Raw genomic sequence first — 13054 nt, 5'->3', positions numbered from 1 at the left:
AAGACAAAATCACTAAAAAAGCATCATTTTATTTTTTAAAAATTCAACCTTTGCTGAAACGGCTCTGATTAAGGCTGTCATGCAAAGGTCTCAACTAAAAATAATTGTGGCAACCAAGCCTTGTTCAAGCGGATTATTGTCAAATTCGATTCTGGCTGAATGCATGTCAGCGATACTTTTCGCAATCGCCAATCCCAAGCCACTTCCCCAAGGTTCAACTCCATCGCAACGATAAAATCGGTCAAAAACTCGGCTGCGGTCTTCAGGACTAATTCCTGGCCCATTATCTACCACACGAATGATTGATTTATTATTTTGGTACTTCACACTAATATCAACACGTCCACCAACTGGGGTATAGCGTAAAGCATTATCTACAATATTATTCAAGAGTATATTGAGGTCATCCATATTTCCATGGATACTGGGTGTCAAGGGATCAAACTCCATACCAAATTCGATATTTTTGGTCGCTGCCAATGGGTAATAATCAACGACGACTTTCTCAGCTAATTTCTGCAGACTGAGGTCATGAAATAACTGTTGTTCTCGTCCAGGTTCATGACGTGCCAAGGTGAGCAATTGATGGACTAAATGACTAGTCCTATCCAGGCGCTCATGTAATTTATTAAATGCGATTAATCGTTGGTCCTCGCCAACAGCGCGCTCTACCAACTGTAGTTGTAACTTCAATGCCGCTATAGGAGTTCTCAGCTCATGTGCAGCATCAGCGATAAAAGCTCGTTGTGTCGTCAATGCGATATCAAGGCGCTTTAATAAATCATTTAATGCTTCACCGACAGGAACTACCTCTGGTGATAGTCCATCTAAAGAAAGCGGTTGCAAAGCATCAGGTGATCGGCTCTTTACTGCATAGGCAAATTGCGTCAACGGTAGCAAGCTGCGACCTACTGCTATCCATATGAAGTATGCCAGTATAGGAATTAAAATGAGGAAGGGAAGTAAGCAGCGAAAAGCAATTCTCGCAGCTAGGGTCTGACGCACCAGAGTTGGTTGTGCGACTTGTATCATTAAATTTTGCTTCGTCCGGCTATACACACGCCATTGCTCATCACCGATGGTGACCGTCTTAAATCCTAACGCCGGATATAACGGCAATATAGATTCAGGATCAGACGAATAGACGGAATGCCCCTTGTAGTCCCATGCCTGGAGTACGACCTTTTCCTCTGGTCCACCATCGATATTGTCATTACTACCTGCTGCAATCGGGACCGGCAGTGAACCCGCCACTTGCTTTAATTGTGCGTCAAATAATTCGCTAGCTTCCTCCCTTATTTTTAGAAAAAGTGCACCTCCTGCGATAATTGAACAGAAAAATGCCCCTCCAAATAACCATAAGAGTAATTGTTGACGTATGGTTCTCATGGCTGATCAAGCACGATGTAGCCAACGCCACGAACATTTTTTATAAAATCAACCCCTAGCTTTTTTCTGAGATGATGAATGTAAACTTCAACAGTGTTACTTTCAACTTCTTCCATCCAGCCATACAGTTTTTCTTCTAATCGTGATTTGGAAACTACTTGTCCCGGTGGATCCATGAGAGCTTGTAATAAGGCGAATTCACGGGAAGACAATTGCAGCGGCTCACCGTTCAAAGTTGTCGTATGACTTGCGGGATTTAACCTAACCCCTCGGCAATAAATAGTAGGCTGAGGGCGTCCTGCATTCCGTCGCAATATTGCCCGAATACGGGCAAATAGCTCATCAAGATTAAATGGTTTAATCAAATAATCATCAGCACCGATGTCTAAACCTAAAATACGTTCAGCTGTAGTATCCCGCGCAGTTAAAATCAGTACAGGGGTAGCTCCGCCTTGCTTACGGTAATCTTTAAGTACTTCCAAGCCTGCTTTTTTCGGCAAGCCCAGATCCAGTAGGACAACGTCATATACGTCATTCGATAGTGCCATTGATGCACTCACACCATCGCGCACCCGGTCAACAGCATAATGTTCAGCTCTTAGACCTTCCTCAACACTTTCTCCAATCATCCTGTCGTCTTCTATTAATAGCACGCGCACCTGGATTCCTTTTTAGATAAAAATTGTGTTGTCGATTGTAGTGCGGCGAGTCTTAAAAGCCACTTAACACGAACACAAAGAGCATTAGTAAGAATATTGTTGGATGACTTAAGGATTATTTAAGAATTCAGAAATTATGATGTAGTTACTTAAATTAGCTCTCAGCGCTGTTTTATAACTAAATATCTATTTCCTAGTCTTATGTAGAACAAACCTCATGCGAAGATATTACGTGGCCTTACTGTGCAGCTTGCAAACTGCTTGCGCAACTTATCAACCAATGCCACTTGCCAAAGATTTTTCGACACAAGAGTACTCATCTCATTTAACTACGAATTTCAAGTCATTGCCAGTTGATGAACAGCGAACACATCCGTTTCAGTCGGCAGAGCGCTTAAGTATGACGGATGTGGCGATCATCGCTGTATTGAATAATCCGGATCTGAAGATAGGACGAGACGACGCTGGTATCGTGCAAGCACAAGCTTTCGCCGCAGGATTATTGCCAGATCCTCAGTTAGCCTTGAGTGGCGATTTATCAAACTCTGCTGGACCAGGTTTGACTAAAGCATTTAGTTACGGCCTTAGTTTTGATATCAGTACCTTGATTACTCGATCATCGATATTGTCTGCGGCTCAAGCCGAAGTAAGAAAAACAGATCTTAATCTTCTATGGCAAGAGTGGCAGGTCGTGTCGCAGGCTCGACTACTTTATGTCAAATTAGTACAGGGACAAAAATCAAAAGAAATCCTTCAATACAATCAAACATTATTTTCTGATCGTTATGAACGAACGAACATGGCGTTAAGTCGAGGACTTTTAATCAGTGACATGGTCACTCCCAACTTAACTGCACTTGAGGATGTACAGAAACAAGTAAATGATTTAGAGCGGCAGACGAATCAATACCGACACGAATTAAATACATTATTAGGCTTAAAACCAGAGACGATTGTTGTTCTGCAGGATACGGTATCACTACCGGATTTAGACGAAAAAGCGATTCTTACAGCGCTAGATAAAGTCACTGAGAGGCGCCCTGATCTGATGGCGTTAGAGGCAGGTTACCAGGCGCAAGATCAGCGCTACCGTGCTGCGATAATTGCTCAGTTCCCCTCATTAAATCTCGGGTTGACTCGCGCACGAGACTCTAGTGGCATTTATTCAAATGGTGTCGGGCTTACTTTATCGTTACCGATTTTGAACCGGAATCGAGGCGTCATTGCTATTGAAAAAGCGACACGGCAAAAACTGTATGACGAATATCAGCAACGTCTGGATATTACTAACAACGATGTTCATAAAATTCTGGATGATCAACAAATTAATGAACGACAGTTACAACAAGTAAAGCTAGGGGTAGCGCAGCTCTCCATCGCATCTAAAAATTCGGAGATTGCATTACAGCATAAAAATATCGATTCCCTTAGTTATGCAAATGTTCATGCGGCTTTACTAGCAAAACAACTTGAGGAGATTAACCTTCAGGAAAATATTCTCGAACAAAGAGTCGCGTTGCAGACCTTAATTGGCGGCGACCTGCCTTTCACAACCTCTCTAAAAAGCAACCACCCATGAGACCAAAAATTCTATTTTCCGGCTTAATTGCGGGCGTTGCGGTAATAAGTATATTGGTCTTATTTAAACTTAATGGTAACGCGCAGAAGACGACAGACGTAGCCGATAAGGTCGAGGAAGCTCCCAGTGTTTTAGTAAGAACGCAAATAGTTAATCAGAAATCCTTAGACCGCACATTGACTGCGTTCGGAGAGGTTATTACAGGGAGAGTGAGCACCATCAACGTCCCGCAAGCAGGACAAATTAACCAAATACTGGTGATCGTTGGTCAGCAAGTACGTCAGGGTGAAACACTTGCGATTTTATCGACGGATCCAAATGCTCAAGCGTCATATGCGCAGGCGCTAACGTCAGCAAAATTTGCTGCTAATGAACTTCGAAGAATAGAGGATTTAGCTTCACTTCAACTGGCTACGCAATCTCAGGTGGATAGCGCGAAAAAACAGTTAGATGATGCTGAGTCCAATTTACTGACACAAAAAAAATTAGGGAGCAATATCACAAATTTAAAAATACCAGCTCCATTTGACGGGGTTATAGCGAACCTAATAGTAGCTCAAGGAGAGCGTATTCCCGCAGGAGGTGGGATATTACAGCTCGGGCGCACAGATACTTTAAGAATTCAATTAGGAATTGAACCTGCGCAAAGCCGTTTGATCAGATCGGGTATGTCGGTGAACGTTACTTCTGTCCAAGACGTGTCCAAAATTTCTACTGTAAAAATAGGTGATGTACAAAATCTGGTTGATCCAAAAACGCAATTAGTTAACGCCTTTGTCGATTTACCCGCAAAAGCAAATTCAGCTCTTATTCCCGGCATGCGTGTGCAAGGATTAATTCATATCGGGAACAATCTTGTATGGGAAGTCCCAAGACAAGCCGTATTGAGTGACGAAAAAGGTGCCTATCTTTTTCAGATTTTAGACAGAAAAGCACATCGTATCCCGGTGACGAAAGTGATTGAAACTTCTAATACTTATGGCGTCGACGGAAATCTACATCCTTCAATTCCAGTAGTTGTGTTGGGCAATTACGAATTACAAGATGGAATGTCGGTACGTGAGGTTGGGCGATGAGCGCAATTACCTGGACGCAATCTCATCGTCGGTCGATACTATTTTTATTATTAATACTTGCTCTTGCAGGCGTTATTGCAGCATTAAAACTGCCGGTATCTTTATTTCCAACCATTGATTTTCCAAGAGTTGTTGTAGCACTAGATGCGGGAGATCAACCAGCAGAGCAGATGGAGATGTTAGTAACCCGACCTGTTGAAGAGGCGGTACGACGTGTACCCGGCGTACGCAATGTTCGTTCTACGACTAGTCGGGGATCTGCAGAAATTTCAGTCAATTTTGATTGGGGAAGAGATATGGCTTCCTCTGCTTTGCAGATCAATGCTGCCATTGCGCAAATATCCGTGCAATTGCCCCAAGGTACGCTCGTATCGACGCGGCAAATGGATCCAACCGTTTTCCCTATCATTGCCTATAGTTTGACGACAAACAGCCTTACGTCTACCCAATTACGCGATCTTGCAGAATACGATCTTAGACCCTTGTTATCGAGTATTGATGGTGTGTCACGGGTACAGGTTTTAGGCGGTAGTGTTGAGGAATATAGAGTAACTATCGATCCGATCAAACTAAAATCGGTTGATTTGACGTTTGACGATGTTTCTAAAATGCTCGCTAGTACCAATATCATTAGTGCGGTAGGACGATTAGAGGATCACTATAAATTGTATTTGGCTATTGCTAATAGCCGATTTGAAAATATTGAGCAAATTCGAAATAGCATTATAAAAAATCAATCGAATGGGATAGTGCATCTAAGTGACATTGCAGCGATTGAGCAATCAACTGTTCCCGGATGGACACGTGTGACTGCCGATGGAAAAAATGCCGTCTTATTTTCCGTTTATCAGCAACCTGGCAGTAATAGCGTGCAGATTGCATCAGACGTCAAAAAGAAGCTGAATGAATTCCAAGTGCAGTTACCCGCCGGAATAAAAATATCGAACTGGTACGACCAGAGCCAATTGGTATTGGCCTCTGCATCTAGTGTGCGCGATGCAGTATTAATCGGGGTTGCATTATCCGCACTGGTTTTACTTTTCTTCCTGCGCAACATCAAAGTAATGTTGATCGCTATCGTAGTTGTTCCAGCCGTTTTATCAACGACCGTTGTCTTACTCTATGTATTAGGGATGAGTTTCAACATCATGACTTTGGGTGGAATGGCCGCGGCAGTGGGTCTAATCATCGATGACGCAATTGTCATGATCGAACATATCATCCGTAGATTACAAGACAATAATGGCAAGATGCATGAGCGGGTCATGGCCGCCGCTTTGGAGTTTATTCGGCCACTAGCTGGCTCTAGCGCATCCACACTAATTATTTTTGTTCCGTTGGCTTTTTTGACTGGTGTCACCGGGGCTTTTTTTAAGGCACTGTCGTTGACGATGGCTGCGGCTCTGTTTATTTCGTTCCTAGTCACATGGTTGGCGGTTCCGCTACTTGCCGATAAATTCTTAAACTCAAAGGATGCCGACCACAAAGTTGAAACGCGCTTGATTCGTTGGATGCATACTAGATATGAAAAGCTTTTACATACTCTTCTTACTCGACCAATCCTGATTTTGTTTGGTGTTCTACCTTTGGCTTTATTAGGTTGGATTGCTTTTCAACATGTTGGATCGGGTTTTATGCCATCCATGGACGAAGGTGGTTTTGTTCTTGATTATCAAAGTGCTCCCGGAACTGCATTGACAGAAACAGATCGTTTGCTAGTCCAGGTTGAAGACATTGTCAGAGCAACCCCAGATGTAGAAACTTATTCCAGACGTACCGGTACGGGCCTTGGCGGTGGTTTGAGTGAGGCTAATCAAGGCGATTTTTTCGTCCGTCTGAAGCCTTTTCCACGTCGTCCGGTAGAGGAAGTGATGGACGATATACGTACCAAAGTAGAGCATCAGGTTCCTGGGCTAAAGATTGAAATGGCTCAGTTAATGGAAGATTTAATCGGAGATCTGACCGCTGTACCTCAGCCAATTGAAATTAAGTTATTTTTAGCCAGTCCAAATCAATCAGGAGTAATTGCCGCCAGAGTTGCTGATGCCATCTCAAAAATTCAAGGTGTTGTGGATGTGAAAAACGGTATCAATCCCGCGGGTGATGCACTTGAAATACATATCGATCAAGTGAAGGCCGCAGTCGAGGGAATGGATATTGATACCGTGACAAAAAGTATAGACACAGCATTAAACGGTAATGTTGCAACCCAGGTAGCCAATAGCATAAAAACCATTGGTGTTCGTGTTTGGGGTCCTAAGTCGATAAGAAATACTGACACCGATTTGAAGAGTCTGTTGGTTAGAGCACCAGATGGACATATGTTTCCATTAAGTCGGGTAGCCACCATCATTGCTGTCACAGGCCAACCTCAGATCGCACGTGAAAATCTGAAACGAATGATCGCTGTCACCGGGCGGATTAGCGGCAGAGATCTTGGTTCGGTTATTGCAGACGTAAAAGTAGTGATGGCTCAAAAAAATCTACTTCCAAAAGGTAGCTACTATCAATTAGGTGGGCTATATGAGCAACAGCAGATTGCTTTCCAGGGATTACTTTCGGTTTTTGCTGCGGCAAGTACCTTAGTCTTTCTATTACTGTTGTTTATATATGAAAGTTTCCGGTTGGCGATTGCTATTTTATTGACTGCTTTGCTCGCAGTATCGACGGTATTTATTGGTCTTTGGATTACCCATACAGAATTGAATATTTCCGCGATGATGGGTATGACAATGATTATCGGAATGGTGACTGAAGTCGCCATTTTCTATTTTTCTGAACAACAAGATCTAATTACGCAAGAAGATCTGCTCGCTTCAATGATACATGCAGGTATTAACCGCATGCGCCCGATTGCGATGACGACGATCGCAGCGATTTTGACTTTACTACCATTGGCGTTTGCGATCGGACAGGGATCGGAGATGCAACAGCCTTTAGCCATCGCCATTATTTCAGGCCTTATTTTTCAATTGCCACTAGTATTATTGGTTATGCCAGTGGTGTTTTATCTGATGCGTGACAAACATGTACCTTAACTTTAAAAGGAAATCGAAATGCTTACTATGATTAAAAAGAATACGATGGTATCGACCGCATTTGTACTGCTCTCAATAGTTACTGTTGCAGCTTTTGTGCCGCCTGCAATGGCGACTGATTTGAACTATCGTGTAACCAATACGCAGCATTTGGATGGTGATATTAGATGGGATTATTTAACATTTGACGCTGATCACCAAAGACTGTTTATTACTAGAGGAGATCACGTTGATGTATTTGATTTGGCTACAAAGACTGTTACAGCAATGATCCCGAATACGAACGGTGTTCATGGTGTTGCACTAGCGCCTGCGTTAAATAAAGGATTCACAAGTAATGGTAAAGATAATTCGGTAACTATTTTTGAGTTATCTTCACTCAAAATAGTAGGCACTGTTCCAGTAGGAAAAAAGCCAGATGCAATTATTTTTGATTCCTTTAGTCAGCGCGTATTTGTCGCAAATGGCGACTCAATGAATTTAACCGTGATTGATGCGGTATCCCAAAAAATATTAGGGACTATTATGCTGGACGGCAAACCAGAATTTACGGCTGTTGACGGCAAAGGAAAGTTATTCGTGAACGTCGAGGATAAAAATCAATTAGTCTCGATTGATACTCAAAAAATGAACGTGTTAAAAAAGATTGATTTGACATCTGTCTGCGATGAGCCAGCCGGATTATCTATTGATACGCAGCATGAAATACTATTCTCCGGATGCCACAATCAAAAGATGGCTATCGTTGATGGGCAAACCGGAAAAATTATTGGTTCTCCTGCTATTGGTAAGGGAAGTGATGCGACCGTTTATGATCAAGAACGTCAGCTAGCATTTAGCTCTAATGGCGATGGAACCTTAACGGTTGTTGGTGTCGACGCAAAAAATACTTATATGACTAAGCAGACTGTAAAGACGATGGTGACTGCAAGAACAATGGCACTCGATACCGTATCGCACAATATTTACCTTGTTGCAGCAGAGTTAGATGTACCCGCTAAGGCTTCAGAAAATCAGCGTCCAAAATTGAAGCCTGAATCATTTACGCTAATCACCGTTTCTTCCAACTAAATTTGTAATAGATTGACTTTGGATGGGAAGATATTTGACTGCTAAAGTCGAATATCTTCCTATAATTCAGATCCCAAAAATACTTTTCCGTACTTAAGATATGCCCTCTATTTATTACCGACTGAGAGCACCAAAAATTGTTTGTCCACGACTGTCGGTAGATAAATGACTTTAGTTTTCTTGTCCATTGCCATAGTCTTTGCACCTTGAGCAGTGACTACATTGTCCAGTACTTTGTAGTGATCACTGTCCAACTGTTTAATGACCGTTAAAGATCCCCCTCCATCGCCGTTAGAAGAGAAAATCGTTGCAGTTTCCTGATCGTAGATGACTGCATCTGGATGCTCGCCAATAGTAACCTCTGCAATTACTTTTCCATTTTTTGCATCGGTAACTATCATTGCTTTATTTTGGCAAACTGAAAATAAGCGATCATTCGGAATATCGATTGCTAAACCAGTAGGTTCGTCACAATTTTTTAAGTGCCAGCTGGAGATCAGTTTATTCGTAGCGACATCAATCGCATTGAGTTGGGATTTATCTTCAATATTAAAAAAAATCTTACCTGCGTTATTACTAACTGCGAACTCAGGTCTGCCGTTAGTGGGAATGCTTGCGATAACTTTCATACTGGTGCCGTCAATCACTGTCACATTGGCAGTTTTTCCATTAAATACGAATAATTTTTTGGAATTAGGTTCGTACAATATGGCATCAGGATTAACGCCGTCGACTTTAATCTCTTGCTTTACCTTCAGCGTGTCTAAATCAAATACCGTTACCGAATTTGTCTTGCCATTGCTGGTAAAACCTAATTTCAGATCCTCTGCAAATGCTACGCCATGAACTCCCATCGTGCTCGGAATCTGATCAATTAGTTTTCCGCTTGGTAATTCAAACACTTCAACCCGGTCACCTCTGGTAACAAACAGGCGGTGCCGGACTGGGTCAATATCCGTATAGTCCCATTTACTTACAGAACCTAAGGACCATTTTTGTAACACTGCGAAGTTTTTTTCAGCAGAATAAGATGGTTGTTGTATTAAGCAAATCGTCGCGATTATTCCGGTGCAGATAGCACTCTTTTTTGGTCGAAAGTTCATATATATTTCCTGTACTTAGTAATTAATATTTAAGCCAAGTTGATAAGTCGCGCCGTAAAATTCACGCTGAATGGTACGATTAGAGCTTGCCTCTACAAATTTCAATGGCGTGTTTGTCAAATTTTTAGCATTAAAATAAATTGAGACATTGTCGTTAATATCGTAAGAGCTACCGAAGTCCATAGAAGTGCGTGGCTCAGAGAAAACGTCTGTCGCGCTGCTGCCACCTATCGCCCATAAATTACGTGAAACATAGTAAGCGCCTAAACGTAAATTAATTCCTTTTTTCTCATAAAAAATATTAGCGTTAGCAGTCTGCTTAGAGGTTGACGGCATACTCGAATATTCGCCTGGCCTGATTTCAAAGCGAGAATTTACATAGGTGTAGTTGGTGCCTACGCCAAGCCCACTCCATACATCGGGTAATTGCTTAAAGCGTTGTTCATAATTGAACTCCAATCCTGTCGCGCGTGATTTTCCAGTGTTGGCATAGGAATAGACGTGAGCAACTCCGACAAAGCCTGCAAATAATCCATTATTGGGGAAGGTTTGATTTGTCAGGTTATTCGCGATGTAATTACTAATTTCTTTGTCAAATATCCCAAGAGATAGGATCCCAGAGTTAGGCAAATACTGTTCTAAAGAGACGTCAAACGAATTTGCCGTGGCTGGCTTTAGTGAGGGATTTCCTTGAGACACGGTATTCGCACTGGGATCGATATTTAACGAGGCGTTCACCTGATTGAAACCAGGTCTAGCGATAGTGGATGAGTACGCAGCGCGTAATAGCAACGATTTATTTAGTTCGATACGTGCTTGAATGCTCGGGAAGAAATTTGTATAAGATTTGCTTTGGCTAACTGGAGAAATAAATGCATTGCCGTTTGCATCAACACCTTTAGCATTTGCATCATATGTTCCACGAGTGCTTTCAAACCGTAAGCCCGTAATAATTCCTACGTTCCCCAAGGTCATTTGATATTGTCCATACGCGGCATAAACGTCCTCTTTATCTTTTTGATACTGAAGCGCTGCATTTGTAAGGTTATCGTCACTGATGATTTGTTTAGCTGCCAGCTGATTTTGTAGCAAATCAGGACTTAATTGTGGTCCATTTTGATATGCGCCATCATAAAAAGTAATTCCTGGGCCATATGAGGCGTTTGACATTGATATCGAGGAAATTCCGTTATAGGAGTATGGTTGCCCCCTTACTTCACGTGTGCGTAATCTTGCACTTACACCTGTTTTTACACTTTCTGAGTCGAAGTTGCCCCATTTGACTGGTAGCTTTAAATTCCCTGCGACTGACCATTCTTTATCTGAAATATTCTGTGTACTATTTTGAAATTTAACTAAATTGTAGTTCGCAGGGTTGAGGTAGTCGGCGCCGTTTACTCCGAACGATGGAGTGTTTCCCGTGCCCAAATTATTGTAGCTAATGGTTGGTGGAGTGATCGTTGTCGAGCCAATAATGAACGGCGTTCCAGCAGCCGGAGTATAGTTAAAGTCAGAATTGTAATCGTACTTTTTGTCGTACGAACCTTTAGTCATACCGATACGGTAATCGAGAATTTTTTCGTCAAATTGATTTTTACCGCCGAGCACAAAAACCTGATTATTAATCGTTTCTTTTTCTTGCCGTAGTGTCTTATCGAATCCATTGACACTCAAGCCATCGATAAATCCTGTCGCCGTTTGAACCGGATTGCCATCAGGGGTAATGGTTAATCTTTGGCGCAACACGGTTTCTGTATAACCTGCATCAAAGGCTCTAACGTAGTAACTATTTTTTGCATCAGGTTGGTAGCCTAAATCTATACCCACGCCGTGGCGCTTACGATTGTATTGATACCAGCGCTGATCCCATCCTGCATAAGCAAGAGGTGAATGAGTATTGTCATCAAGAAAAGCGGGTTCTACGTCATCGATTCCGCGTTTATCTTCATAATAGGCAGCAGTAACTACGATAGAAAATGGATTGTCTGAAAAAGCAGTGATCGCTGATTTAGTGGCACCACTTCCACCAAACCGGCCACCTGCGGAGAATGACAAATCAGTAATCCCTGTTCCTCTTAATTGTTCTCTTCCGGTACCTAGTCGGCCTTCAAAAAAAGGCTTTCCATTTAATGGAGCGGTCTTTGGAGTGATCTCAATCGTCCCTCCCAGAGCCTCGGCGTCTTGTTCGGGGAGATTAGTTTTTGTGACAGTAATCGCACCCACAAGACCGGTGGGGATCGCATCCAATGCAACAGCGCGTCCTCCGCTAAATGGTGTTGCGTTGTTGGATGGTGGTAATCGTAGGCCTCCAAAGGTTGTGCTATTGAGATCAGCATCTAAACCTCGGATGTTAATAAATCGACCTTCGCCAGTATCTGTTTCTAAGGAAATACCTGGGATTCGTCTCACTGACTCTGCGATATTTACATCGGGCAATTTTCTCATGTCTACTGCGGTCATCAAATTGATTAAATTTGGTGCTTCCTCTTGGGCTTTGCGTGCAATACCATTTGAAGTACGTTGAGCCTCGATGACAACTGTCTCGATTGCAGAATTTTGAGGTGCATCCTCTGCAGCAAATGCAGAAGAAATACATATCTGTGATATGAGCACGGATAGTAAAGTTTTATGTTTATTTAGTGTTCGCATAATAGATAGTGGTTAGATGCCAGGGCAAATTTTTCAAGCCGGAAATCAATACTTCGCACTCGCAAAAGTTTTAAAAAAATTTCAGAAAATGTTGATTTCAAAACCGGAGATCAAACAATCTCATGATTCGTTTTGATTGATAGAAGTCTTCGCATTCGTCGGGTTGTGAACGCGAAGAAAAGCACTTAAATTGCTTTAAATTTTTGCTTCTATGAGGCGGGAGAGTAGAGGGGGTTTATTACAAGGAGACGACATTTAATTTTTCTTAAAATATCGTTGTATTTTGAAAAAATTAAGGATGCTTTAAGTTTTTAATCGCTATGGTGGTAAGTTTTTAATTTGAAAATACGAGCACAAACTAACGGCACATCCGTCTAATTAAATATTCTGAATCTCAGTAAGCGTCCGACGCAACCATCTAGCAATGATGAAATGAACGCGCCACACTCCTTCGTTTCAAAGTTAAGGAGAAGGCATGAGCCACGACCCA

The 13054-nt window shown here is 42.2% G+C and carries 8 protein-coding genes; 4 read left to right on the top strand and 4 right to left on the bottom strand.

Annotated elements, in window-relative coordinates; all coding sequences use genetic code 11:
• Positions 1-90 precede the first annotated feature (90 nt).
• Complete coding sequence (locus AAKU61_RS20440) at positions 91-1389, bottom strand: ATP-binding protein (protein WP_354335257.1); 1299 nt, start codon at positions 1387-1389, stop codon at positions 91-93.
• Entirely contained in the window at positions 1386-2048 is a 663-nt protein-coding gene (locus AAKU61_RS20435) for a response regulator (protein ID WP_354335255.1), read from the bottom strand. The genes AAKU61_RS20440 and AAKU61_RS20435 overlap by 4 nt, the downstream gene beginning before the upstream one ends.
• 280 nt (positions 2049-2328) lie before the next feature.
• Here AAKU61_RS20435 and AAKU61_RS20430 point away from each other — a divergent pair, with 280 nt between their 5' ends.
• The 4 genes from AAKU61_RS20430 to AAKU61_RS20415 are packed head-to-tail and all read left to right on the top strand — an operon-like array spanning position 2329 to position 8812.
• On the top strand, positions 2329-3627 hold the full coding sequence (locus AAKU61_RS20430) for a TolC family protein (RefSeq protein WP_354335253.1): 1299 nt from the start codon (positions 2329-2331) through the stop codon (positions 3625-3627).
• Positions 3624-4703 (top strand): efflux RND transporter periplasmic adaptor subunit, encoded by a 1080-nt coding sequence (locus AAKU61_RS20425; RefSeq protein ID WP_354335251.1) that lies wholly within the window; start codon positions 3624-3626, stop codon positions 4701-4703. The genes AAKU61_RS20430 and AAKU61_RS20425 overlap by 4 nt, the downstream gene beginning before the upstream one ends.
• Complete coding sequence (locus AAKU61_RS20420) at positions 4700-7741, top strand: efflux RND transporter permease subunit (RefSeq protein WP_354335249.1); 3042 nt, start codon at positions 4700-4702, stop codon at positions 7739-7741. The genes AAKU61_RS20425 and AAKU61_RS20420 overlap by 4 nt, the downstream gene beginning before the upstream one ends.
• An 18-nt stretch (positions 7742-7759) precedes the next feature.
• Positions 7760-8812 carry a YncE family protein gene (locus AAKU61_RS20415; protein WP_354335247.1) on the top strand — a complete coding sequence of 351 codons (1053 nt, stop codon included), beginning with the start codon at positions 7760-7762 and terminating at the stop codon, positions 8810-8812.
• Positions 8813-8919: 107 nt separating this feature from the next.
• Here AAKU61_RS20415 and AAKU61_RS20410 read toward each other — a convergent pair whose 3' ends face one another.
• The gene (locus tag AAKU61_RS20410; RefSeq protein WP_322118957.1) at positions 8920-9915 is read right to left on the bottom strand and encodes a hypothetical protein; all 996 of its coding nucleotides are present in this window, start codon (positions 9913-9915) and stop codon (positions 8920-8922) included.
• Between the two features lie 15 nt (positions 9916-9930).
• Complete coding sequence (locus AAKU61_RS20405) at positions 9931-12564, bottom strand: TonB-dependent receptor (RefSeq protein WP_354335245.1); 2634 nt, start codon at positions 12562-12564, stop codon at positions 9931-9933.
• Positions 12565-13054: the final 490 nt, after the last annotated feature.

The sequence above is a fragment of the Undibacterium sp. GrIS 1.2 genome, assembly GCF_040544435.1.
Classification (GTDB): domain Bacteria; phylum Pseudomonadota; class Gammaproteobacteria; order Burkholderiales; family Burkholderiaceae_D; genus Undibacterium.
The sequence above is the reverse complement of the archived record's forward strand: the minus strand, read 5'-3'. Positions and strand labels throughout refer to the sequence as shown.